We start from the raw sequence: 26,727 nt of genomic DNA, 5'->3' as shown, positions 1-26,727 counted from the left end.
TACAGGACGATTAAAAAAAGCCAAGTGCATTGCACTCGGCTTTATGGTCGATTAAACAATTTTACTTCAGACGTATTAAACTGATGTAGATAGTCTTTAGTAGAAGTATAGCCTGAATTCATGAGTGTTTTCTTTTCTTCTTCTGTGATATCGAAATTAAACGACGGCGTAAAGAATGTATTGATAAATACAGTGCGGGCAGCATCTTCTTTGGTTGTTTTTCCGCTCTCATGACCTTTGATCATCGTTTGAGACAAATTCCATGCAAAATGAATAAGAGAATGGCCAATATGATGTTCTGTTGAAGTTGCGATATGTTTTAACATGGCAATCTCGGCCTGAGATTCTAAACGGAAACCCAGTGTTTCTTTGTTGTAGACAATTTCATCTGCAGGATCAAAGAAAGATGCATTGTATTTCGTGTGTAAGCTTCTTAGTGTAGAATGATCCTCCGTATTGCTTACCAGTTTATTAACCTCGTCAATCGTATCTGTGGTCGTGAAGTGTTCTTCTTTATTCACAAAACTTTTCCGATCAAATAAACGAATTGGGTAGTTATCGAGTACACCTCCGTCTACATAATAATCTTTATCCCATTCCACAGATTTAAAAAAGAATGGGATGGACATCGAAATCCGCACAGCAACTACTAACGGGACATCAGGTGTCGTTTCGCGAGAAAACGTACGAAGCTGGTGTGTAGAAATGTTCGTTCCTTGGAAAAACACGTCTTTTCCTGTTTTGTCATATAACTGCTGAAAGGTTGTGTCCTTACTCCCTGTCCACTTTTCAACGATCTTTCCTACCCACTCAGTGAAGAAATCCCCTTTATAGATACCAAAACCATCAAAAAATAAACGAATATTATCTTGTACAATCGAAAAATCATCATCTTTAAACGCTTTGAAATTCATGTCTTTGTGGATTTTTACAAGATCTGCGAATGGAATGGAAAGACCTAAAAGTAATGCAGTAATCGCTCCTGCTGAAGTCCCCCCAAATCGTTGTATTTCTGGTAAAATCCCTTCTTCATTTAGTGCACGGATGGCACCTATATAAGCGCTTCCCTTTACCCCGCCACCTTCAAATACTAAGTTACGAAATGGATATGCCATTATATACCTCCAATAGAGAAATTTTCGATCTGTTATAGTATCGGAAGTATATTGAAATATATTCCAAATGGTATTAAGAAAGCTTCATGCCCTCCGATACGTATGACGGAATTATCTTTATTCAATGGATGAATTGTTTGAAAGAGAAGGAATCTGCTTGGAATGGTAATTTAGTAGGATAGGAAACAGGAAACGGAGCGTGTCTTTGGATGCACTGACTAATACCCTTTTTGAATCGTATATAACGTAACTTCTTTTTCGATGTATCCTCAAAGTAAAATCACGAGCAAAAAACCAAGAAACAATCTACATTTCATAAATCCCTCACCATCTATAACATACAATCCAGTGAAATAATTTGTTTCAGATACGTAGAAATATGATTTAACCAGCAATCAATAATCAGGTCTTCTTATCCTAAATATACCTGAATCTATTTGTTTCCATACCGGAAGAGTTAAATCATTTTGTTCCCATTCATGCAATTAAACAGATATGTATAATTGCATATCCATTAAATCGCTTTTAGTGCTATATTTTAATAGCGATGAATGCTATTATTTCATAAGTTGTCAACAAGCGTTATGTATGTAATAGAAAAAGGAAGGAGCCAAATAGGTCCCTTCCTTTTTCTATTAATTAAATAAATTACTCTCTGGTAAAAATTTAAATAGTGATGCTCCTTTACAAGCGTCTGATTATGCATTAAAAATACTAGCTTTGCTTGCTGTCGGAAAAATTAAAGATGATAGCATTAAGTTATTAAGAGACAAAAATTCATCAACACGAAGACAGATTCGTCTTGGCTAGATAAATTTGGTGATAAATACAGGAAGTAACTCTTACGATTCAATGATTCCTTTTCCTGCCTTCCACCCTTGCCACTTCTGTTTCATGACTTGCAAATATAGATCTTCAAACTCGTTAAAATGGACGCGAAAAGCACCTAATGTATCGATATAAGCAGTAATCACATCTTCTTTATTAAAATGGATCCCTTCCTGTGCAATATCATAGCTATCATCAAGGCTGTATAAATCAAAATATTCCTCTTCCCAATATACGCCTCTGTTTACTAGTAAACGAGTGGAGCAAGTAAGAGCTTGTTTCACATTACATTTCTGAGCTACTAACTTTTCATTTAAGACAGAAAGAAGGATATTTACCGAGTATTTTTCATCAACTATGCGGCTATATGACAGTAAAGCCGATTCTATATATATCAGCTTTGCTTTAGACATTAAAGATATCTCCATAATTTCATATGGCGGGTGATCATTTGCTTCAATCAACCTATCGCATCATGAAATTACCTCCTCTCTATCCTAAAGCCCGCAGCCTAGTCCTAATGCATACAAGTGGGCTAACGTTTGATAAGATTTCAATATGTTTCACCTTCTATTTAACTGTATAGTGTTATTGCATTCATTTTGGAAATAATCACGTTTAGTAATAAATACAATAAGCTCCCCAAACGGACAGCTTATTTGCATTAAAAACGCTACACATGAACTTTTGCTTTTTTTCGACGAATAAGCCACAAAACTAAAGATAGCAGTACTAGAGGGAACGGAATTACCTGAATAAAGAAAAATACTTTCCAAAAATCGTGCATCGTACTACCAGGGGAATCTGTTGCCATCCCGCCAATAAAAAAAGACAATGGAATGACAAGTATATTTATACCTAAACTAATCATTAGAAATGATAGATTCTCCTTCCAGATTATTGGTAATGCAGCCACGATAAATAAAACCAATGCAGTACCCAGTATAAGAAACAGTGCTCCAAAAAAAAATACAAAGTATAAAATACCATTGATTAAAGGTTCCACAATAGCCCTCCTAAGGATTCATTCTATAGAAACACTCATGTTATTTAGAAAGTCAGGATGCTAAACCTCTTAGTTCTCTTTCAATTTCTTCATCGCTATAGTCTTCTTGTCTTCTACCATTTTATCAGCTTAGAATACTTTATCTACATGCTTATATTCTGGACTGCGTTAGGACATATGTTTCTATTGTACAACCCGCTAGCAAGAAACTTACACTTAGCCCTGCTAATACGATACCTTTAAAGGCTCTGTTCATATTCATTTGCCCCTTTTATCTTTTCGTATTTTTTTCTCCATCCATAGACAGTCCATTATGAACGTTTTCATTATAAGTATTGTCTGCTGTTACTGTTTTACTTTCCTTACTATCTGTTTCGGCCCTGATTCTTCTCGTTTACCGTTTCAGTATTACGCTTCAATTCGCATTATCATTACATAAAAAGGACATACCTATTCATATATACCCCTTTATTATTTTATAAAGATTATACAAAAATTAACAATTAATCATTTACTCAACAATAGATAATAAGGATAAAGAAAAAATACTAGAGAATATCACAGTGTAGTAGTCTCCTAGTATCTTTTCATAGTATTTTAACGGCTATGCAAATGAGGAGGGATAAAAAAAGACCTCTTACGGAAAGATAAGAGGTCATCAAGAAGATAAAAATGTTGTATTTGAAACACGCGAGTTTCTAATTCACATCATAACACAATATATCCATATATTCAATATATACATTAAATTAAGGGATGTATGTTCAAAAAAACACACGGAATATTAATTTGGAACAGTATGTTTTCTTCTTTTATCCTACTTTTTCTACACTGCCGTAATTGTAACAATGGATGGTATCCTCTGTATACTGATGAGCAATTGTAGCAAGTTCTTCTAAATTCTCTTCCGTTACCTCATGAGTAAACAGAACAAAATTACTGTCAGATTCGGAGTCTGTTGAAATGGAACCGATGATGATTTTATGTCGTTTCTGTTACTATTTCTTCGTAAGACTTCTTCACTTCAAACTAATATTTTTCCAGACGAACAAACATATCTTTCTAGAATAGATCTGCAATTTCTGTTTGATGATACCAGAATTTATGGAAATAATCAGGGATACTTCTTGTGTGTTCTAACAAGTATCCCTCTTTCTTTGTTGGATGATTACGAATAAAAATACTGGGTGTTTCCTGTCGCACTTGGAGGAAAACATCATAGTAAAAAATACAACATGCCACTTGTTGTAGCGCATTGTCCATCTTGAAACGGCACCATCGATCCGTTATGAAATGTTAAGCTTGCATCTCCTAGATTATATGTAAATATTCGCTAATTTAAGTCACCTTTCGTGTCTATTTTATGTTTAATATTGTCTCGTACCGTACAAACGGGAAATATTGTTAGTTTGAAAAGAGAGAGGAATAAAAATTCTTTATCACCTCTGTTCTTTCTTCTGTATGATAAAAAAACGGAGAAAGGTAGAATTTTATCTAGCCTCATTATTCGTTAGAAAATTCTAATTTGATTAAATTGAAAGAAAATGATATATTGATTTTAGAATGATAATCCAATTAATGGATGACAACCTAATACCTGTAAGTGGACTGTGACAATGTCAGATAAACGGGAGGAATTTAATATGAAAAAATTATGTTCATTTGCTTTAATTGGTGCCTTAACCTTTTCGGGTTTTATCGTTTTAGACAGTACGCTACCTGATAAAGCGCGCGCTGAAGTAAATACGATTAAGCAAGCTTCAGCTGTTGTGGATGATTGGCCATGGCAGACGTATTTCTTATTGCATCACAATGTGGACTATCTACAAGAATTAGCCCCTGGTACGTTAAAACAAGGTGGTAGGTTTGATACGACGGTGTATATAGGCGGAAAAGATGTAGGTGTTGTAAAGATTTATCGATTGAACGGAGAAGGTAAATTGCAACGCTACAAAACAATTTCTGCAGGTGAGGCTGGGCACCACTACTATTCTAAGTTCACAACACCAATTACAACGGTTTACACACCAGGTACATATGTGGCAGTACTAAAAGTAGACAATTCATATTATTATGGTGGTTCCTTCCAAATTACAAATTAAAACATATAGGTATATTTGTCTGAAACGCACTGGGTTACGGTGCGTTTTTTATTAGCTTACAGAACGCATGACCACATGGGAAATCCAAGACTACGATAGAAACGAAATTAAATGTGATGAAATTTGTAACAGTTAATGTGGATGCAACAATCCATGTTGGTATTTTAAAAGGGATGATAGGATTTGTCATTGGTTAAGATGCGGATACTGGTATGGCCGATAACGAATTAGATCCATTTACAACTGTTAAGATTCGGGCTGTGTTTCTAACTCAATAAGATTTGCATAGGATTATTTTAGAAAATTAATATTTGATTTTTATAGTGACTCAATATACCCTATTTTTAGAATCGAGTTACATATCTAAAAATCATCACCAAGAGAATCTGCAAACTTGCGGGTTCTTATTTAAAACATAATGCCAGAAAAGCTGAGGTGAATAAAGTGCAAAGTTTAAAATCTTTAAAACGTGACGTATACATTTTTCTTCCATTGTCTATTTATTTTTCATCCATTTTTATTTCATTCTATATTATAGAGAATACATTCAACTGGCTGAGTTTTTTACCAGCACTTGGAACCCTGTATGTCTGGGTAGCCAGTTTGATAGATATTGAAAATAAAAATTACAAAATAAAATAAAAAAGCATCGGAACTAGATGCTTTGCTCTTAATGTTATAGAATATTGAAGCCCATGACCATACAGCTACCAAATACAATACATAGTAAACCTAAAAATATTAAAAACTCTGGTAGATCAAAGTGTTCGAGTAACGCGCCTATTAATAATCCAAAGGGATATATCAGAATTTCAAGCCAGGTTACGCCCCCTGCTTTCTTTATTTCTCGGTAAGATACAACGCTGACAAGTAAAACGCCTACTACAATCAACCCTATCCCTAACATCATCCATCCATTCACCCTTTTGAAAATTTAGTATTTCACTTTCATATACTGCTCTTTTACGAGCACCAATAATTCCCTCAATTTCTTCTCTACAGGATGTTCTTGATTTTCAGATACTTCTCTGCCATAGGATGAAAAGTTTTGTGAGCAAGCACTAGTTGTAACTTCCAATTTCGCGTATGAGAAAGTATGCTCATTTTCTTCACCAATGTTTTCAGTAGTGCTTCCATTTGAACCAACGCGTATGCAGCTTTCGTCAAGTTTGGTGCGCTTTCCTTCCTTGTTAACCGTGTAATAGGTATCGTTGACTTCTCCATATTTCATATTAGGTGTTGATGTTACTGCGGTCCCGTCTGCAGAAAAAGTAACAACACGAAACCCATCTTCTTCTGGCAACAACTCAGCTCCTGGAACATTATATAGTACCAATAGGTCTCCTTCGTATGCTTCTGGAATGAGATAAATGGTATCTGTAGTGTCTTTTCCGAAACGGATACAACCGCTTAAAAGAATCATAATAAAGATCCCGCAATACATTATAACTTTTCTCATAGAGTTTCTCCCGTTATGTGTAAGAATGGTATAGTATGTATTATATAATGCAATATATTTCCTTGGATAGAATAAGTTTCTAGTTTGAAGTCGGTTTTACTATTGTCATATAAAAGATTTATGTCAGTGGATGATTAGTACAAAGAGAAATGGAGTGAATTGATGAGCAAACGTTTTGCATTAACATATGAAAATAAGATTTTGAGAAAGATAATGATTACCGTAAGCATTGTCATACTCGTTTTCATTGCAACAGGGTGTGATTCTGTCCAAAATGAGGCAAAGGATGTAACGGATATTCCGCTTAACAGCAAACTAGATTCCCTTATTTCAGAAAGTATCATTGCCTGGAATCAAGACAAATTAAATCATACAGAAAAACAATTTGAGACGCATGTAATCTATGGAACTGAGATGAAGGATGAAAAAATGTATGTCTACCTCCATTCCCTCATGCAAGGATATAACCGCGAAACACAGACAGTTCCTCAAGCAGGACATTTACTTCCAGTCCGTGTGACAGTCACAAAAAATGGGGATGATTACATCATTGAAGATTACCGTGAACCAGGAGATGGTGCTGAAAATGAACCTACTTTGCGCAACATGTTCCCGAATAAGTATGCGGATCAAGCACTTGCTATATCAAATAAAATAATACAACCATTAGAATCTCGTATGCAAGAATCCGTTTCTAAGTCGCTGGAAGAAACAAATAATGAGAGACAAGAAAGATAACAAATATACTATTTATAATCGAATACACAACAAAAAAGGAGAGATATAATCTCTCCTTTTTCTACTTTATACCTAGCATTATTTGTTATATCCACCAAGTTGCTGTTCTGCCATAGCAACGAGACGTTTTGTGATTTCTCCACCTACAGAGCCGTTCGCTCTTGCAGTTGAATCCGCGCCTAATTGTACCCCGAATTCTTGTGCAATTTCATATTTCATTTGATCCAGTGCGCTTTGTACACCTGGTACCACTAAAGAGTTGTTACGATTGTTTGCCATCATATATCACCTCCTGTACGTTTAATATGCTACGAAACAAAGAAAATATTATTGGTAAATAAAACCATTTATAGTTTGTTCTTTTATCCACTATTTTACTTTTCCGTAACGATTTCAGCAGAATAACAGTATGAGTTTCGTTTATTCGCATTAATATACAGAATGGAAAATATGTTTACAAAGAGTTATATTTTTTATAAACATTTATTGATGTAGATGTATTGCAAGTTCTTATAAAATATTGACAGATAATAGGCTACGTGTTAAATTCGGAATATTCTAACACTCAGGGGGTAAGTGACTAATGTCGGTTAATAAGATAGAAGAATATTGGTATATGTATGCTAAAGATAATGAGTTAAACATGAGTGTTCCAGATGCATGGATGTTTGGGGATGGTTCCAAAGAAATGGGAGATGAATTAGGAGGTTTAGTTGTTAAAGGAATCAAAACAGGAACATGCGCTGCACATTGTGTTTATGAGCTTGAAGGGGAAGAAATTCAAAAAGTTGGTCAGTACGATATTGTATTGGATGGAGACAATAACCCATTAGCAATTATAAAATATACAAAGATCGATTTACTAAAAATGAATGAAGTAACAAATAGTTTTGCAAGATCTGAGGGTGAAGGGGATTTAAGTTATGATTATTGGTATAGTGAGCACGTTAAATTTTTCACTTGGGAATTAAGTCGATATGGACTTAATTTTACTCCAGACTTAATGCTAGTTTGTCAAACGTTTAAGGTAATGGATGTTTATAAAGATTAAACATGAATAAAAATCAAACATGTTTATTTTATATTATGTTTTAAGCATTTCGTCATGTAAAAAAACAAAATCCCCTTAATATAGGGGTTTTTCTAATCACTATCAAGTTAAGTAATTTATTATTCAACAAAACGGAAAAACAAGCTTAATTCTCATATATATCCGTAAAGATATAAAACTTTCGTTATGGGGGCCTCTAAAATCTTAGCTTGATGGTGATGAGTATATCCCCCTTTTTACTTCTTTTCTCTCCCTTGTCAATGAATATGGTATATAATTCAGCACCTTCCAAAACTGATTTTCTTCCACATTACGATAAAAATTCCATATCAATTAAGGATTCTATTTCTTGACCGTTTCTCCAATACATAACTGGATTACGTCTTCTTGGGGATAAAAGGGACAGGAAAGCTGCTAAGCTAGCGTAAGGTGCTAAATTCCCTCAAAGTATCTCAAAAGCTGGATAATCATTTAATATTTCTGTACTCTCCAACTTACAACAAAACACATCGCAAAATATTTTTACGATGTGTTTTAAAAGGGAAATCATCATCAAGTTTTTCACCCATATTTTTATAAGGAGTTTTACCATTGAGGATAAACGCCTTCATTTCAAAACAGTTCTTTTCATTTGTATACGATATGTCTCACACATATAGTATACAAATTATTACACTTACTTTTCTTCACCGCTTGCTTGCATGGAATTAAAAGTCCAATTTAATTTCAATGCATCTCCCTGAAATACATTTTGGTCTTCCCTACTATCTACGAATGTGAACATTACATAAAATGTATCATCATCACCAGGAGCAAGTCCATTTCCTTCTCGGTCTACCACACCTTTTTGTACAAGATCAGGAATACTTCCATTTTGCGTAGCTACCTTTAATTCAGATAATGTAGTAGACCAAATTGGAACCTCATTTTTATCCAAATTCCACAAGAAATCAACACGGATATGATCACCAAAATCAGCATTTCCATTATCTCCTTTCGTATCGATTACACTGTAATCTGTCAGGAGTTTCACATCTTCTATTGCTAAGGTTCCTTTGTTAACTAATTGAAAACCACGCTCCATTTCATCACCTGGTTTCAGATTGTCGACATTAATAACAACTTCAGGATTCACACTCAAATCTAAAGTACCCGCTGCAAATGTGTTTTGTGATACTTCCTTATCACTAAAATACGCATATGTTCCCCCGCCAATTAAAGATAAGCCAAGCGCTGCAGTTATAACACCCATACCAAGTTTTTTCTTCATACTCATTTCACAAATCCCCCTATTTTTAAAGTTTAAACTACAAACCTTATTTCCATCCCATAAACAACAATAATAATTAAGCAACTACCTTGTCCCATAATGAAAGCGAACTTACTCTAAACTAGTTACTTCATGTACCTAAACGACTATGACTCTTAAAATGACCGGTAATGTTACCGTAAATCATTACCGGTCATTTGTTAGCCAATCTCATTTCATTTACTATTCATTGTCTGATTACTTTATTTACTCTAGAAGTTTGTCCACTTATTTTTTGGGCTCTATACCGATAGAACGTAAGATTTTATCTAACGTCACTGGCCCTACATTTTCTTTCGGTTTCTGATTTTCTTTGGCATCTGGACCCTTTTTCAAGAAGTTTTTCTCAATAAAACGAATATCTGTTTCATCTACAACACCATCTTGATTTATATCTCCATCTTTTACAGATACTTTTCCTTTTCCATACGATAAAGCTGCTATTCTAGCATCTTGAATATCCACCATTTTATCGCCGTTTACATCACCTGCAAGGTTATCATCCATGTCAGCTCTAAAGTTTTGTCCCACTAATTCTCCCTCCTGCATTTTTCCTATTTTTGTTGCTAATTTACTATTTAAATGACCTGGCATTTCTACGAAAATATCATATTCTTTATCGCTTACTGGGACACTATGAATTTCAAATTGCCCGTTATCATCAATCGTTCCTGTATATTTCTTTCCATCCTTGCCAACTGCGTACACTTTTGCTCCTAGTGTTGTATAGTCTTTCTTACCTAAATATCCCTCTTCATTCAAGAAAGCTTCCGGGCCAATATATCCTGTAACCGTTGAATGTTTCGAAAGAATAGCAAAAGATTTATCTTTAAACGCAGGAATCTCAATGCCTTCTGATGCACCAGCTTTTGTATAATAGAACTTATCTACTCCAAATGCAGTTAAATCATTAAAGTATTCATCGTTCGTCATCTCGAATGTAACATCTAAAAATGGTGTATCTCCATCTAATCCTTTAAATTCTTTTCCTTCCAATGATGCGCCAACTTTCACCTTGTTTTCCCAAGCTCCTTCTTCACTTATCTTCGGATCCTCTAATTTAAGGTTCAGTCCATGTTGTTTTACATATTCCGTAAGTGCTGGATTTGGTTTCACATCTGTAAATTTAAATAGCTGCTTGTAATAAGGAATTTCAAATGTACCTGACATAAGCTGTTTTACATTATTAAGATTCAAAGTTAACGTAATTTTCTCTCCTAATTTGATTTTATCTTTGTCATAACTTGGAACAGCGTATTCTGTCCCTTCTTTTACAAAGACGTAATCTTTATATCCAGTTGCCATATTCCCTGCAGTTGCAAGATCATATCCAAATAATTTTAAATTTAATGGTTCATTTATTTCCTCTGGAAGTACTCCAAATTTAAAATCACCATTTGCTTGAATTGTATTCAACCAACCTGATGGGAAGGCTGAGTTTTGATAATATACAATTTGATTCGCTTTTTGATCATATTGCAAGCCTTTTGCCTTTAATGCATCTACTGTAGAATCATAAATATTACCATGCACCCATAATGCACGCTGGCCGTCTTCTTCTTTAAACATAGAATCATTGACTTCGTGTATACCAGGTTGTACATCCTTAAATTTCATTTCAGGTATTACATTATCAATGATAATGCTATCGCCTTTTGTATAAGATTTTCCTTCTTTATCATATCCAACGAAGTTCAATTCGTAATCTCCATCAGGCAACATAACAGGTTTATCCGCAATTGGATGAGCTGGATCTCCTGTGAATGGAAGTACATACCCTCCCATACCAGAAAACATCATATATTCAACATTCGGTGTTAGACTACTTGCATTAAGTGTACCAACGACTCCTAATGCCTTCCCTGTCTTTCGGTCCTTCACAACTGCATCAATGGTTTCAAGAGGACTATTTAATTTAAATGTCAACGGCGAACTTGGTCTTTCCATAAATGGATGGAATTTTGAAGCATCTGTTGCCATTGCATCTCTCAGTAAATCTACAGACGCAATCCCTTTTTCTGTGAATTTAACTGCAAATGGTACTTGATATACTTCTTTTCCATTGTTTTTATTTAAAATATGAATATAGCCCTCATATCTACCAAATTCAGCGTTTTCTGGAATGATAATTTCAGGGCTAATTTCCTCTGATGCACCAGGAGCTACTTTAATAGAATCTGGTACGTTTAGCTTCACACCATTCTTCGCTGCATCTTGCACACCTACACTTGTAGGTGAAAATTCTACCTCTAATTTAAACTCTTTTCCATCTGTTTTACTGCTGTTCTTAATTAAAACTTTTCGACTATCTTTAATAGGCCCATTTTCAATTTGATTTTTATACCCAAATGCAATAGAACCTGTTTTTTCTTCAATTTCTACTTCTTCATCACCTACAACGTTTGATGTTTTATCAACAACCTCGATAGATGTATCTGCATGAACTGCACGATATGCATCAATTCGCCCTGAGCCCACCTCAAATACAGAACGCTCTTCCTTTAAATCAACTGCGGTATTCATGAGTGCTTCTTTTACTTCAAATGGACTATATTTTGGATGTTCTTGTAAAATAAGTGCCGCTACCCCTGCAGTATGAGGAGTTGCCATAGAGGTACCTGACATACGTCCATACGCTACCGGATAATTCTCTCCATCTTTTGGATCATTAATATATTCAGGAACAGTTGAGAAAATAGACACACCTGGTGCTACAATATCTGGCTTAATATCATCTGTCTTAGTTGCAGGACCGCGGGAGCTAAAATCAGCTAAGTGATCTCCCTCTGTTTTTATATTACTTAGTTCTCCAAACGCTAACGACACATCTCCTTGTACAGCTTTTGCTTGTAATTTCTCACCATCTACTTTTGTTAAGCGGAACGATGGAATAGACGAAGTACTTTCCCCAAGATAACTTGTAATTTCACCATCTACATTGTTATATACGATTACCGCTTTTGCGCCTGCTTCCTTAGCATGCTTAATTTTTTCATCAAATGTAATCTCACCGCGTTGGATAAGAGCTAATTTTCCTTTTACATCTTTTCCTGTAAAATCATTTGATTTTCCGAGCCCTGCATATACAACTGATACGGATTGACCTTTCAAATCTTCAATCTTATCAGTAAAGCTTTTTCCAAGTAGCATCATCTTATCCACATGTAAATCACCTGCATCGATAGAAAACGTTGGGATCGTCATTGCAGCATCACTGGCTCCAACTGTAATTGGAAGTGCCGCTGCACTAGGTGATCCAATGGTACCTTCTTCCGGACCACTATTACCTGCTGCTACTACTGTAACAACACCAGCTAACATCGCATTGTTCACTGCGACAGAAGTAGGATATAAAGGATCATTAATAGACGCTCCTAGTGATAAATTGATAACATCCATATCGTCTTTCACCGCTTTATCAATCGCAGCAAGAATACCGCTTGTTTGTCCACTTCCATATGGACCTAATACGCGATATGAATATAAATCTACATCTGGAGCAACACCCTTCACTGCATAATCCACACTATTCTGTTTGTCTGCAGAAATTGTCCCAGCTACATGCGTACCATGGGATGTATAATATGCACTCCCCTCATAAATCTCAGGATATCCTCCAGAATTTTGCCAATCCTTATACGTTGTCTCCATTGGATCAGCATCATTATTAACAAAGTCCCATCCTTTTATTGAGTTCGGATCTATTTTGCTTGGATCTTCACCTTGCTTTGCACGATATCCTTTATATGCAGCTTTCAAATCCGGGTGGTTGTAATCAATACCTGTGTCCAGTACACCTACCTTAATTCCTTTACCTGTTATTTTTTCATCATGCAGCTTGTCCACACCAATTTGCGGTACACTATCTGCCATTTTTGGTTCAACAGCAGTCTTAGCTGTTTCTTTCGGCAAATCAATTTTAACCTCATTATCTTCCCATACGCGCTTAACGATACCGGTACGAACTAAGTCTTCAATCATGTTCGCAGGTAACGAAATCGCTACACCATTAAAGGCATTCTTATATTCTCTTGTTATTTTTGCAAATTTTAAATTTGTTCCTTTCTCTTTATTCTTTTGAAGCTGTTCAAGCTCTGCTTTAAACCCTTTATGTGATGCCTCTACCTTTTGTTCCGCATTTGAAAGAGCTACCTTTTTCCCTTTAGCCGCTTGTTTTAATACCTCGATTTTGCTAGGTGCTTGCTTAAACTCTATAATCACATTCACATTATTAGGACTTGCTGTATTAATACCTGGCGAAATAATAAAACCTGGTTTTGTATCTAACGTTTTTAAGGCATTACGTTGTTCCTTTGTCAGGTCTTTCAAGATAGCATTTGCATCATCAATTCCAGTTAAAGTAGATGTATTTACCTCTTCCGCTAATACGTTATATGGAATTCCTTGAGACAATAACATTCCAGCTGTTAACGTTCCAATAAGAATCTTTCCAAATTTCCCTCGTTTCATATTGCATCTCCCCATTATTACTATTATTTTTTGAAACAAATTGATTCTTAACTTCCCATTTAGCATTGGAAACTCTATTAATCTTAATCTTTTGTATCATTAAAGATTTCCAACACTACTACCATCCCCATACCTCATATAGCTAATCACTCACTTTTCTCTTTCTATAAGAGCCCCCATCATTTATTTTCAACAAAGGATTTTCACAAAATGAATTATTAACAAGATTAAAATGTAATTCTATTTTTATTATTTCACGTTTTGATTATTCTGAAAATTAAACAAAAGGAGTATCTTTTCTCTAAGAATTCTATGCCTACATAGTACAAAAGAACTATCTTGTCCTCTATTCTTTGTAATACAGAATAAAGCAACATGATAGTTCTTTGAAAGATCTCTTATTTAATCCAACGGAACCAATTGATTTCGAACTGCATAAATCACTGCTTGCGATCGACTTTTGACATTTAGTTTTTTAAAAATTTTATTGATGTGAATTTTAACTGTTTTATCACTAATATATAGAACTTCAGCAATTTCTTTATTACTAAGTCCTTTTACTAATTCAAAGAGAATCTCCTTTTCACGTTCCGTCAGTTCATTTTCATTTGATTCTACTTTCATTTTTTGCTGATGATATGTAATTAATTTTTTTGTCATACGCGGATGAATTACGGAATCGCCTCGATATAACATTCGAATTGCTGCTACTACCTGCTCTGATGATGAATCTTTTAATAAATAACCATCAGCACCAGCCTGAAGTGCATCCATTAAATACTCATCATGCTCATACATTGTAAACACAAGTACTCGGCAATTCGGATATTTTTTTTTCACTAATTCTGTAGCTTCAATCCCATTTTTCCCTGGAAGGTTAATATCCATCAGAATACAATCTGGTCTGCATTCTTCTACTTTTCCCAATACTCCATCCCCAGAGCTAGCTTCTCCAACCACTTTCATATCAGATTCATCCTCTAGTATGCTTCGAATTGCATCCCGTAAAAAAGCATGATCATCTACTACTAATATTTCAATCATTTTACGCACCCCTTGTTTGTGAATCTGGAATTAACAGTGTAATTTCTGTTCCTTTCCCTACAGAACTATCAATCTGTAAAGTAGCCCCTAATTGGTCAGCTTGTTCATTCATATGTAATATACCATAATGTGGCTCATTCTTTGTTTTAACCATAGACTCAAATAGTGAAAAGCCAACTCCATTATCCTTAACTCTTAAAAGCACGTGCTCACTTTGATAACTGAGTAAAACATCAGCCTTTTTTGCTTGCGCATGTTTTACAATGTTTTGCAAACTCTCTTGTAATGTATCAAAAATAACCCTTTCTTTTGAAAAACTAAGCGCACGTGCATGACCCCTTTCATGATATGTAATATCTAGTCCATATTCTTGTTTTAAAGATTTTATTTTACTTGCTATCGCCTGCTTAAGGCCTAATTGTTGTGTCGGATATGGTTTTAAAGCATAAATAGAATAGCGAACTTCTCCTAGGCTTCCTCTTAAATCTTTTATGCTTTTCTCCACTACTTGCTGCATATCAATTGGTTTATCTCGGTATTTTTTCTGCGCGGATTCTAGTTGGAATATTACCCCGGCTAACGTTTGTGCAATACCATCATGAATTTCTCGGGCGATTCTATTTCTTTCTTCTAAAATCATTCTTTTTTCCTGTTCAGAAATTAATATCCTTGTTTTAACTACGTTAGCTAATTGGTTAGAAAATGTAGCTAACGACTGTACATCTTCTGGAAAGAAGCCCGCATTTCTGCTTTTCCCTGCAACAAACATTCCGACTAGTTCATCATTAACAATAAGAGGAAAATATACAAGTGAGCGTATGACACTTTCAAATATTTCATCTCCAGGAGCCGTACCAATTTTCCAATCATTAAATACAAGATTTTTAGAAAGTCCCTCAAACGTATCGTAATTTTCTAAATGATCAGAAATATCAGCACGAACTTTCCCATCTTTTAATAGAATATTCCAGTTTCCATCATCTTTTGTCCATATTGCATATGCTTGTATGCCAAAAAAACCTTTAAGTGCTTGTTTAATATGCTTCAAGTTTCCTTCGGTTAATCCTCGACTAATTTCGGTCGTAATAAGAAATAACTCATATAATCGTTCTTTCTCCATCCTTATCCGTACAGAAAAAGAACTAATAACGGAAGTTGCTACAAGTGGAAAAAAGAAAAACAGTACTGTAACCTCGTTTACTTCCACACTATATGTACTAATTAGTACATGCATCAGTGCCGTATAAGAGAAACCAAAAGTTTCGCAAAGAAATACCGTAATAGTTTTTTTATACCATTGATAAATTGAATATGGCTGCGGAAGAAGTATCATTAACAAATCGTAAAAGCGGTTGTTGAAAAAACAAAAAAACACGCAAAATAATAACAAAGATATTAAATTTTCATACAGAACTGACATTTCTATCTTATTAATTAATAAGAACATACATTTGTTTGAAAACCATTGGGCAAAAATCAAACTAAGTGCATGTTGAGTACTATTAAATAACATTCTTTGTATCGGTGAACGACGATACAGGTGAATAATTAGCGTGACGAGTACAATAGCAACAATAGTTATATGGATTCCAAACTGCCAACTCATAGCGTAAATTATCGGAAAGGTAAGCGAGCTAGTTCCTCTCCAAAATCTTACAGGAAAATACTCTGCAATCCCCATAAATAGTAACAATAATATTAGTATTGTTGGATGAGAAGGGATTTTAATTTCAAGTAAAGAGATAGTTATAGTAACCAAACCAAGAAAAGAAATAAAATAAAGATAAGAACTAGCAATCTTTTCTCTCATAAAGATAGAATTTACATCTTTCAAAACAACCCCTTCTTTCCTTATAAAAACTTCATTTTCTCTATTATCTAACAAAAAACCGGCACTGGCAAAATGGAAGGATATCCACTAGCCAATCACCGGCTGTGTACTGCACCTAAAAAGGCAAGACACAATACTAGTATATAACAGTTTGTAAAGTTTACCCATTAGTCAAATGGTGTAATTGTACATACTTTTAGACTTAGGTCTACTAGTACAAAAGATGTATACAGAATTGAAATTTTGATTCACTAAAACAATTCTAAAAAATAGAAAGGCAACCATAAATACCTACCTATTTATTAAAGGGTTAGCGTTATTACAAGTCAAAATAATAAAAACGCATCTCCAATTATTAGATAACTATCTAATAAATTGGAGGTGCGGTTCACTTAGGTCATTGATGTTTCAGCTATTCTCTTTATTTGAAAATTACATCTATCATACTAATTTAATATTATATTCCTGAAGCCAACTATTAACTTGAAGTAAATAATCTATTATACCTCGTGCATCATTACCTGAAATTACTTCGTCTTTTCCTTCTGCAATAGCACGAACTCTTTCTACATTAATTAATGGCAAAATAGGTGATTCAGGATTGTTCAACACATGTAACATCCAATCACTAATACCTTGTAGATAAGAGGCATCCTTAGTGCTTGGATATGCACTTTTTTTGCGATAACGTACATCCTCTGGAAGTACATTTTCAAAAGCTCTACGTAAAATACCTTTTTCAATATTGTCTATGCTTTTCATTTCGAATGGGACATTCCATAGGTATTCTACAAGCCGGTAATCGCAAAATGGAACTCGTACTTCAAAGCCATTCATCATACTTGTGCGATCTTTTCGTTCAAGCATAAATGGCAAGAAACGTGTAATAAACATGTAAGACATTTGACGTTGCTTCATTTGCAGATCACTTTCACCTTCTAAGAAGGGAACCTCAGCAACTGCATCTTCAAATTTTTGTTTTTGATATTTTTCAGGGCTAATCTTCGCTTTAAAATCCTCAGATAAAATTTCTGTACTATACCATAAATTAACACTCCAAGGGAATATCTCTGCATCTAGAAACTTCTCTTGATGGAACCATGGATATCCTGAGAATACTTCATCTGCGGATTCGCCTGAAAGTGCAACTGTTGCATCTTTTTTCATTTCCTTAAATAACAAATAAAGAGACGTTTCTAGTTCTCCAACTCCAGGTAGATCACGCGCTCGCATTGGAGTTAATAAATACTCTATTAAACTATCTGATCCTAACTCTATAGAATGATGCTTTGTTCCTACATATTCAGCCACACGTTTCACCCAAGGTTCATCACGATCAAAACGAAGGAAGTCTTGCTCAAAGTCTTTTTCATCATTGATGAAATTCAGGGAATATGTATGAAGACGTTCCCCTTTATTCCCAAATTCATTTCCTGCTAAACCTGTTAAACCACTGGAATCTAAACCTCCGGAAAGCATAGATACCACTGGTTTATCAGCAATTAACTGACGTTTAACCGTATCTTGTAAAATGGAGCGGATTGTCTCGACTGTTGTATCGATATCATCTATATGTTTTTTACTTTCAAGTTTCCAATACTGTGTCGTAGTCGAGCCATTAGAGGTAAACGTCATATAATGACCAGCACGCACTTCATGTATATCCTTGAAAATAGCATGACCAGGAGTACGTGTTGGTCCAAGGCAGAATATTTCAGAAAGTCCTTCTTTATCTACCTCAGCATCTACAAGTGGATGCGAAAGTAAAACTTTTAACTCTGAACCAAAGAGAATTGCGCCTCCCCTTTGAGCGAAAAATAAAGGCTTCACGCCTAAATGGTCACGACCAAGCATCAATTTCCCAAATCTTTCATCCCAAATACCAAAAGCAAAAATCCCATTTAAGTGTTGAACACAATCTTCTCGCCACTCTAAGTAAGCATGTAGTAATACCTCTGTATCTGACTTGGTCTGAAATTCATGACCTTTCTCCTCAAGTTCTTTACGTAATTCTTGATAGTTATAAATTTCTCCATTGAACGTAAGGCCAATCGTATCATTTCCATCTTTATACAGCATAGGTTGAAGGCCACCTTCAGGATCAATGACGATGAGACGTCGATGACCTAATGCCGCTCGTTTTGAAAACCAATGCCCCTCTGCATCTGGTCCTCGGTGAATGATAGCATCTGTCATTTTTTTTAACGTTTCTTGTTCATGAGACAGGTCTTTAGACCAGTCTATCCACCCTGCAATTCCACACATAGTGTCTACCTTCTCTTAAATAGTATAGAAACCGACTAAAATCAAATATCAGTCGGTTTCCCGTAAAAAAATCCGACTAAAAACACCTTTTAGTCATATTTATATAATAAAATGAATTGAATAAAAAATCAAATAATTTAATCAAGAAAGAAATCACTGTCCCCTTTCACTTAAATTCTCATCGTCCGATTAAAAAATTATTACCTCAAACTTTCAACTTTATTACTAAGTTATAAAGTTACATTCTATTATAGTTATATGCTAGAAATCAGACTGGTGTATGTTATTCTATAAGAAGCAAATAGAGGACTTTCTATTAGGAGTTACAAAATTAAAAATGAACTAATACAGAATGTAATGAAAGAAAACATCGCTAAATATTTCAAAGATAGGGTGTAGACAATGATCAAATTAGAAAAAGAAAATAAAAAAATGAAAATCATTCAATCTGCCACAATACTGTTCTCTACGCGTGGTGTCCGTAGCACAACGGTTGATGAAATTGCAAAGAAAGCTAAAGTTGGTAAAGGTACTATTTATTATTACTATACAGATAAAACTGAAATATTATGTGACTGCTATATGCGTCATATTCAGCTTATACGTTCACAACTATTTAATTTATATAAAGAGGAAAAAGATGTTTTACTTCGAATACAAAAAATCCTTCATTATATCAGCCTAGAATATCATCAAGATCCGTTTGTTTCTACACTCTTTCAAGAATATAAAGAGTACCATTCACCTGAAATTACAGCTTGTTTTAAAAAATCTGAAGAAGAAGCAATTAAAATGATAAGTAATTTGCTCGAAAAAGGTTATCAGCAAGGAGCCTTGCATAAGGTACCATTACCACTAACAGCTTTTATGTTAGTACGAATGATTTTCAACTACGAACAGGATTATATAAAAGATGATAAAAGTGATAAAGAATTTCTGCAGTTACTAAAGCATATGCTTCTTAAAAACTAGTTTTAACCACATAAACAAAATAATTGTGGTACAAATATATGAAGAAGAATGTGAATAATGGCGGTTTTTTATGAGCTCTTTTCACTCTAGACAAACATGCGAAATATCCAACGTTTATGTAGGAATGAATGAGAAAATCTTATAAAGTTTTCTAAAATAAGAAAGTCTATACTTTAATCTACAATAAAAAATAGTCTAGTAAAAAGAGCGTGTTTTTATCTATCTAAACACGCTCTTACAAATATTTAAACCCTATATGAATTGCTTATTCCATTCTGATTTTCTTTTAACTAATACATATCTTTTTATATACGATTATCATGCCAGAAGTTTATTGAAAAATGATTATTCTCATCATAAGCTTCAAATTCATACCCTTTTTCTCTTAATCCTTTTATAATTGCTGGAACTGCCGCAACAGATTGTGGATGAATATCGTGCATTAAAACAATTTCCTTTGAAGACGTCGCACCTGCTAAAACATTTTGAACAATTTTTGCGGCCGCTACATCCACAGGTAGTTTATTATATTTCCAATCTAGAGAGTCAATTGTCCAATCCCATACTTTTAAATTATTTCCGACCACTTCATTTCGAAGTGATTCATTTAATCCAGGCATTGATCCATATGGTGGGCGTGTTAATTTCGGAGAGTTTCCAATAACATTTCTAATTAAAGATTGATCCTCTTTCATTTCCTTCACATATTCCTGATTGGTGTATAACTTTTTAAAATTATGTGTCATACTATGCATACCCACATAATGGTTCTCTACATGCTCTCGTTTCACTAAATCCGGGAACCTTTTCACATTATCGCCAATTAAAAAGAATGTTGCTTTCACATCATTTTTCTTTAATACATCTAATAAATTAGCTGTATATTTTCCTGGTCCATCATCAAAAGTTAAATATGCAACTTTTCTTTCTTTACCATCAAAACGATTAGGTATGGATTTTTTCAATTCATTTTTAGGTAGACTGCTCACTTGTTGAACACTATTTGCCTCTTTCGCATTTACCAGCTTAGGATTCGTAATAGATTGAAACATGTAATACCCTATTGCTACTAATGTAATAGCCAACAATACACTTATAATTCTCTTTTTCTTAAGCTTAATTTTCATGTTATAATTCTCTTCCTATCTTATTATCCCAATTTATGTTGTTATTTTTATTATTCTATTTGCTTATAGAGTCATTAGCTTAACCAAACTCACTTTTGGACTAATCGTTTTAATAATCTATTTAGGTGAAAATTAGTGGCCTGCACTGGCATTCATGCCATTTCCTATAATAGTTAGAACCACAGGATATAATACTGGTCCTAAGGTAAGGAAAATGTTTAAAAGTATAATAAATTTATATAGTAAGCTATAATTTTTACCATTTCGATTTACAAATACCAGAATGACCAATGTTATTACAGTAATTAAATGTAGTAATAATATTATCAACCAATAATACATCATTATAGTAAGATTCCACTTTCCTAATAGTTGGTATGTTATCCCTATTATTATTCCTAATACTGTAACATTAAAGGAAATAAACAAAGTTCTTTTTAGTATTTTAGGAAATGTTTTATAATTCACGGTTTTATTATATAAATCTATTAAAATACTCAAAGATAGATATGCCAGCAATACCCCTACCCAATTCAAGACCCAATCTTGATCCCCCATTAAATTAAACAAAAGCGCAATGATCCCTCCTACTGCAAGAATCGAGGAGATCATAATACTATTTAAAGCTGATTTCATAATATTTTCACTTCCTTAAAAATTTTATAATACAGCATTGATGTTTACTCTTAAGTTGTTCTTTACTTATTAGAATTCTTTTCATTCAGAATCTTGTATGGGAATACCATCATATAATCCGGTCATCATACCTAATAGCATATACGGAGAATGGGTAATTCCAGCAAAAAATACATGTACATGATCTTCATACAATAAACATCACCATATCCTACTCCACATGGTAGATATACAAATAGAGGATGAGATTCAGCAACTTTTATTTGCATATGTATTATTCAAACGAGAAGCAGCTGCTGACATATGTACATATGATGTTTTAAAATTAACCATACTTTATTATAATTAAGTATATATTAACAATATATTAAGTATAAGTAAATAAAATTAACTAAAATTTAATTTTATTTACTTATTTAAAGGGGATTACATATATGAACAATATTAATGTTGGTCAAAAAATTATGGCATTTAGAAAAGGTGCCGGATTAACCAGTAAACGGTTAGCAGAGTTAGCTGATATAACACCTTCCATGTTAAGTCAAATTGAGAAAGGAATCACAAATCCATCATTACAAACACTAAAATTAATTTCTGTAGCATTAAACATTCCATTGTTTAATTTTTTCTTAGAGGATACCAATACAGAAGAATTAGTTGTAAGAGCTAACCAAAGAAAAAAATAACTTTTCCTGAAAGCGGCAATGTTTCGTATGAGCTATTATCTCCTAATTTAGATGGATCACTAGAATTGGCTTTAATGAATCTGTTACCTCAAACTGCTTCATCTATGGAGCCTGTGGCACATAAAGGGGAAGAAATAGCATTTATTATGGAAGGACAAGTAAAACTATATCTAAATGATGAGGTCTTATTTCTCAATACAGGTGATAGTGTTAAAATCCCACCTTATGCAAAGCATAAATGGGAAAACACTTCTTTAAACAAGGTCACTGTTATATTTGGAGTAACTCCACCATCTTTTTAATTTCAAATACTAGCGAAGAAAAGTTAGAGAAAATAATCCTCTAACTTTTCTTGTATACATAACTTTATTTTAAGAAAGTAAAAAAATTGTCTCTCAATTATATGAGATTATAATCTAATCGATTAAAAGTAGTGAAATAGATCTTTTTAATTACATACTTAATTTACTTTTTAATGTCCAGTATTTTTCTCCATTCGCTTCAAAAGAGAATTCTACCCATCCATTTGGATCTTCACGATAAATAAAGATGGTTGTTCCAGAAGTTACTGTACCAACTTTATTCTCCTCGACAGCTACATCTGGTCTACTTTTAATTTTTAAATTAAATGGATAAGGTACCTGATAGTAAGTAGCTGATGATACAACATTTGAGCTTGAACCGTCTGCATACACTTTATATGGAATTTCATTAGATAACGCGTCGACATCTAATGTTTCAGGATTCTTTGGTAATTTTTTTGCATATGTATAGTCTTCTACACGAAACGGTTTAATACGTTCCATAATACCCGCAATTTTCTTAGCCCAACCTTTATCTGATGCATATTTCACGTTCATGCCAGTTAATGTTGGCCCGTTATAATACATACCACTTTCTTCTAAATATCTTTCTCGTACATAATTAGCGTTATAAGCAATGCTATCGCCGTAGCTTGGTAAATATTTCGCATATTTAAACGGATCTCCATCATATGCACGTAGACCGAATAGATTATGTTTTTGATATGCGATTTCTGATTTTCCGTATCCAGATTCTAAAATCGCATGCGCTGCTAAATAATGAGCACTCACGCCATATTGATTTTGCGCATTGATAAAATCTTGCCCATGTCCAACTAAAGGACTATCCGAATGATATTTCGCAATAAAACTATCAATCTCTTGAGCTGTAATTTTCGAAGCCACTGTTAAATTTAAATCTTCATATGAAGTAGCAGTAATAATCTCTTTTTCATCGTTTAAATTCTGTTGTAACATGTCTGTTTTTGCAGTAAGTTGAGCAGCTTCAGCACGTGTTATAAATCTATTTGGTTGCCAACCGTTCTCGGTACCATTAGAAATTTTTAAATCTATTAAAATATTGGCATATTTTTCTCCCCAATGCCCTTTTAAATCTTCAAATCTAACCTGCTCGTTATAATTTAGTGTGTTTTGTAGTTTATATGCATTTACTAGCATCGTAGCCATAGCAGCGCGAGTTACTTTTCCGGATGGATTGAAGATTCCATTACCTTCCCCTTTAACAATACCAGCTCTTTCAGCAGCAGCAATATAAGGAGTAGCCCAGTGGTTTTGTGAATCTGTAAAAGATGGTTTTGCATTAGGATCAATTTGTATCCCTAAAACTTTTGTCATAATTTTTGTAGCCGAAGCTCTGTCTAATGAGTCATTTGAACCAAAAGTTCCATCTGGATAACCATTCAATACCTGTTTATCAACTAAATAATTAACAGATTTATCAGCCCATACAGGAACATCAGGGAATTTATGAGTATCTGCTAAAATATTAGAAGAATAGGATAATATAGATCCTGCAAGGATACCTGTTGCAATTAATTTGTGCTTCATTAAAATAAACACCTCTACCATTGTATTTATCAAATTGGGATTTTCTATTTTTATATTTACATGTTTGTAATAATAATAAAATCGTATTATCACACATTCAATTTGATGTAACGAGTATAGTTACTTATATACACAAGTGTCAATGAATGTCTTTTACAAAAATGTATAATATTTACATAATTTTAAATTTACATGATCTTATAATTGACTTATGTATAAATTTTGTAAAGGACCTTTTGATAGATTACTTATTAGCTTACCTGAAGAAATCTCTTTAGTTGTTAATTTGCCAACCTTTCTTGTTTACTATGAATCAATTAAAAAAAGAAGCTTTTTGTTTAAGAGCTACTTTAAAATCTTAAGTTGATGAATGTGTGAACGTACCGCTACTAAAATTCTTGCTTTTAAATCATTATTACTGTATTATGTTTACGTAGCAATATAAGGATTATAGTATGTAAAAAGGAATCAAATCTATAAGTAAGATTTAAATCCTTTTCCAAGTCAAAAAGACTTTGCCAAAATCTAATATAATTTATACTTGTCTTTTTAATATGTATCTAGTAAAAACATATTTTTTATCAATAGAATTCTGTTTTCAATATAAATTTAAACTTTTAAATAGAAGTTTATTTAGTTTCAATGATAGGAATTAGTGTTCTAAACAAGGAACCATACAAAGTGATCTGAAAAACCTGATAGATATTGTATGTAGTTTGCTCATCTCCAGGTACTTACAATAAAAGAGCCTTACCTCTCTAGGTAAGACTCTACTAGTTTCGTTGTATAATATTTACATGATAACTAAGAAACAGAAAACATATAACACCAAATAACAGCACCCTATTACTCCTCCTACAGCTAATACCTGTTTAACCCAACTCTTAAATTTTTGATTACTGTAAATCGCTTGCACTCTTTCCATATTTCCTCCTATTAAGGAGAACCCTTAAAGACTCTCACCTCGCTATAGTACCATTAAAAAATGAATAATAGAGATCTAATGTATAAATATGCAATATTGCATACGGAAATGTATTGTTATAATTGTAAACGCTTACTATAATGAAGTTATAAAGATTTATCACATCTTAATACGAAAAAAGAGGAGAGAATAATATGGAAATCGCAATGGCAGTTTTAAAATTTATAGGTGGAGCAATCCCATTAATTCAAGAACTTCTAAAAGCATTTATGTAAATTCACTATTCAGCAATTATTTACAAAAATTATCATACAAATGATCTGTCTATCAAAAATGAATTGATTTACAGATCATTTGCGTGATCAAGGTCCCTTTAACATGACTAAGGGGACTTTTTTAAATTTCCAAATAATTAAGGTTACGTCACATCACCATCAAGTTAGCAAAATAAAATGAAACTTTAACTTGATGGTACTGGGGTAACAGTTGTGATTTAGAGATAAGATCAGATTATACAAAGATTACCCACTGATATGTGGAAGATAAAGAGATAAAGAATACACTTGCGAAATTGAAACGATTGAATTAAAAAACTTGATATTAGTGCGGTTAACAGAATATGAAAATTCCTTAAAAATCGTGATATTAGCTAAAAAACACCAAGCCCCCCTCCCCTTCAGGGCCATCTTGGTATTTTTTACGTTCACATACAAATTATTATTTATATTGTTGCATGGGTTTCCTTTTAAATTATATACGTCTACTTTACCATCGATAAGCAATGACTCATATCTCCCATTTAATCGTACTGATTATGTTTTAAAAACCATCTTGGCTAAAATGATAAAGTAATCTAGCAACTTAACCACGTATAATACTATCACCGAAACCATATATGCGATTTCCATAACCTGCTACGATATTTTTCTCTTTTATGCTTTATATGACCAAATGATGATCAGTAAGAACATCTTTAAAAGTTGTATCTGCCCGTAACATTTGTTGCTGCAAGTACTGAACCTGTTAAATTCATTACTTTCATTTTCATGCTATTTTCCCCTTCTTATCCTAATTATTTTTCATTATTAATAATAAAAACATTAATTTCTCCCAGAATGCTATAGACTTACTAAAAAACTCTTCTTGCCTATAGAAGAGTTTTTACTATGATATGACTCATACATCAAGGGTATTATTAATTTTATATGGAAAATAAAAAGACTCCATTTTGAAAAAAGGTTAATCAAAATGGAGTTTTTTATTATAAATCTGAATTTATATATCCTTCTACC

The 26,727-nt window shown here is 33.5% G+C and carries 17 protein-coding genes and 5 pseudogenes; 6 read left to right on the top strand and 16 right to left on the bottom strand.

Annotation, left to right across the window (positions count from 1 at the left end):
* Positions 1 to 41: 41 nt before the first annotated feature.
* From JFU02_RS07945 to JFU02_RS07935, 3 genes and pseudogenes are all read right to left on the bottom strand, one after another.
* Positions 42 to 1,115: a patatin-like phospholipase family protein gene (locus tag JFU02_RS07945; protein WP_000331130.1), complete on the bottom strand. Its 1,074-nt coding sequence runs from the start codon at positions 1,113 to 1,115 to the stop codon at positions 42 to 44.
* A gap of 842 nt (positions 1,116 to 1,957) precedes the next feature.
* Positions 1,958 to 2,500: pseudogene (locus JFU02_RS07940) on the bottom strand (protein kinase).
* A gap of 116 nt (positions 2,501 to 2,616) precedes the next feature.
* A complete protein-coding gene (locus JFU02_RS07935) occupies positions 2,617 to 2,949 on the bottom strand; it encodes a hypothetical protein (RefSeq protein ID WP_000433528.1) in 333 nt (110 codons plus the stop codon).
* Between the two features lie 1,643 nt (positions 2,950 to 4,592).
* Between JFU02_RS07935 and JFU02_RS07930 the strand changes: the two genes are divergently transcribed.
* The gene (locus JFU02_RS07930) at positions 4,593 to 5,051 is read left to right on the top strand and encodes a DUF5065 family protein (protein ID WP_201070646.1); all 459 of its coding nucleotides are present in this window, start codon (positions 4,593 to 4,595) and stop codon (positions 5,049 to 5,051) included.
* A gap of 676 nt (positions 5,052 to 5,727) precedes the next feature.
* On the opposite strand, the gene JFU02_RS07925 is transcribed toward JFU02_RS07930, so the two are convergent.
* Both JFU02_RS07925 and JFU02_RS07920 read right to left on the bottom strand, forming a co-directional pair.
* Positions 5,728 to 5,961, bottom strand: a complete 234-nt coding sequence (locus JFU02_RS07925; RefSeq protein WP_000979116.1) for a hypothetical protein — start codon at positions 5,959 to 5,961, stop codon at positions 5,728 to 5,730.
* A 24-nt stretch (positions 5,962 to 5,985) separates the two neighbouring features.
* Positions 5,986 to 6,510, bottom strand: a complete 525-nt coding sequence (locus tag JFU02_RS07920) for a DUF6843 domain-containing protein (protein WP_001233338.1) — start codon at positions 6,508 to 6,510, stop codon at positions 5,986 to 5,988.
* A gap of 162 nt (positions 6,511 to 6,672) precedes the next feature.
* Between JFU02_RS07920 and JFU02_RS07915 the strand changes: the two genes are divergently transcribed.
* Entirely contained in the window at positions 6,673 to 7,248 is a 576-nt protein-coding gene (locus JFU02_RS07915; RefSeq protein WP_098516560.1) for a peptidase M56, read from the top strand.
* 78 nt (positions 7,249 to 7,326) lie between these two features.
* Here JFU02_RS07915 and JFU02_RS07910 read toward each other — a convergent pair whose 3' ends face one another.
* On the bottom strand, positions 7,327 to 7,527 hold the full coding sequence (locus JFU02_RS07910; RefSeq protein ID WP_042973287.1) for an alpha/beta-type small acid-soluble spore protein: 201 nt from the start codon (positions 7,525 to 7,527) through the stop codon (positions 7,327 to 7,329).
* 304 nt (positions 7,528 to 7,831) lie between these two features.
* Here JFU02_RS07910 and JFU02_RS07905 point away from each other — a divergent pair, with 304 nt between their 5' ends.
* Positions 7,832 to 8,299, top strand: coding sequence for an ASCH domain-containing protein (locus tag JFU02_RS07905; RefSeq protein WP_000115717.1), 468 nt, complete (start codon positions 7,832 to 7,834; stop codon positions 8,297 to 8,299).
* Between the two features lie 676 nt (positions 8,300 to 8,975).
* Here JFU02_RS07905 and JFU02_RS07900 read toward each other — a convergent pair.
* The 5 genes from JFU02_RS07900 to asnB form a co-directional block, all read right to left on the bottom strand.
* Positions 8,976 to 9,575 (bottom strand): TasA family protein, encoded by a 600-nt coding sequence (locus JFU02_RS07900; protein ID WP_000061949.1) that lies wholly within the window; start codon positions 9,573 to 9,575, stop codon positions 8,976 to 8,978.
* 261 nt (positions 9,576 to 9,836) lie between these two features.
* On the bottom strand, positions 9,837 to 14,078 hold the full coding sequence (locus JFU02_RS07895) for a S8 family serine peptidase (RefSeq protein WP_201070644.1): 4,242 nt from the start codon (positions 14,076 to 14,078) through the stop codon (positions 9,837 to 9,839).
* 402 nt (positions 14,079 to 14,480) lie between these two features.
* Complete coding sequence (locus tag JFU02_RS07890) at positions 14,481 to 15,122, bottom strand: response regulator (RefSeq protein ID WP_086406135.1); 642 nt, start codon at positions 15,120 to 15,122, stop codon at positions 14,481 to 14,483.
* Position 15,123: 1 nt separating this feature from the next.
* Positions 15,124 to 16,956, bottom strand: coding sequence for a GAF domain-containing sensor histidine kinase (locus JFU02_RS07885; RefSeq protein WP_061667577.1), 1,833 nt, complete (start codon positions 16,954 to 16,956; stop codon positions 15,124 to 15,126).
* 438 nt (positions 16,957 to 17,394) lie between these two features.
* Complete coding sequence (asnB, locus tag JFU02_RS07880) at positions 17,395 to 19,218, bottom strand: asparagine synthase (glutamine-hydrolyzing) (protein WP_086413836.1); 1,824 nt, start codon at positions 19,216 to 19,218, stop codon at positions 17,395 to 17,397.
* Between the two features lie 402 nt (positions 19,219 to 19,620).
* Here asnB and JFU02_RS07875 point away from each other — a divergent pair, with 402 nt between their 5' ends.
* On the top strand, positions 19,621 to 20,190 hold the full coding sequence (locus tag JFU02_RS07875) for a TetR/AcrR family transcriptional regulator (RefSeq protein WP_000593072.1): 570 nt from the start codon (positions 19,621 to 19,623) through the stop codon (positions 20,188 to 20,190).
* Between the two features lie 305 nt (positions 20,191 to 20,495).
* Here JFU02_RS07875 and JFU02_RS07870 read toward each other — a convergent pair whose 3' ends face one another.
* The 3 genes and pseudogenes from JFU02_RS07870 to JFU02_RS32090 form a co-directional block, all read right to left on the bottom strand.
* Positions 20,496 to 21,317 carry a peptidoglycan-N-acetylglucosamine deacetylase gene (locus tag JFU02_RS07870; protein ID WP_061665743.1) on the bottom strand — a complete coding sequence of 274 codons (822 nt, stop codon included), beginning with the start codon at positions 21,315 to 21,317 and terminating at the stop codon, positions 20,496 to 20,498.
* A gap of 132 nt (positions 21,318 to 21,449) precedes the next feature.
* Positions 21,450 to 21,953 carry a DUF3902 family protein gene (locus JFU02_RS07865; RefSeq protein WP_000833546.1) on the bottom strand — a complete coding sequence of 168 codons (504 nt, stop codon included), beginning with the start codon at positions 21,951 to 21,953 and terminating at the stop codon, positions 21,450 to 21,452.
* A gap of 90 nt (positions 21,954 to 22,043) precedes the next feature.
* Positions 22,044 to 22,222, bottom strand: a pseudogene (locus tag JFU02_RS32090) (D-serine ammonia-lyase); the annotation flags it as partial.
* A 165-nt stretch (positions 22,223 to 22,387) separates the two neighbouring features.
* Between JFU02_RS32090 and JFU02_RS32085 the strand changes: the two are divergent.
* A pseudogene (locus JFU02_RS32085) lies at positions 22,388 to 22,941 on the top strand (helix-turn-helix domain-containing protein).
* A 150-nt stretch (positions 22,942 to 23,091) separates the two neighbouring features.
* On the opposite strand, the gene JFU02_RS07850 reads toward JFU02_RS32085, so the two are convergent.
* Positions 23,092 to 24,510, bottom strand: coding sequence for an S-layer homology domain-containing protein (locus tag JFU02_RS07850; RefSeq protein ID WP_061665740.1), 1,419 nt, complete (start codon positions 24,508 to 24,510; stop codon positions 23,092 to 23,094).
* A 1,013-nt stretch (positions 24,511 to 25,523) separates the two neighbouring features.
* Here JFU02_RS07850 and JFU02_RS07845 point away from each other — a divergent pair.
* Positions 25,524 to 25,710: pseudogene (locus JFU02_RS07845) on the top strand (hypothetical protein).
* 589 nt (positions 25,711 to 26,299) lie between these two features.
* Here JFU02_RS07845 and JFU02_RS32725 read toward each other — a convergent pair.
* Positions 26,300 to 26,483 (bottom strand): annotated as a pseudogene (locus tag JFU02_RS32725) (S-layer homology domain-containing protein); the annotation flags it as partial.
* Positions 26,484 to 26,727: the final 244 nt, after the last annotated feature.

The organism is Bacillus sp. TH13 (assembly GCF_016651175.1).
In the GTDB taxonomy this organism is placed as follows: Bacteria; Bacillota; Bacilli; order Bacillales; family Bacillaceae_G; genus Bacillus_A; species Bacillus_A thuringiensis_S.
The sequence above is the reverse complement of the archived record's forward strand: the minus strand, read 5'-3'. Positions and strand labels throughout refer to the sequence as shown.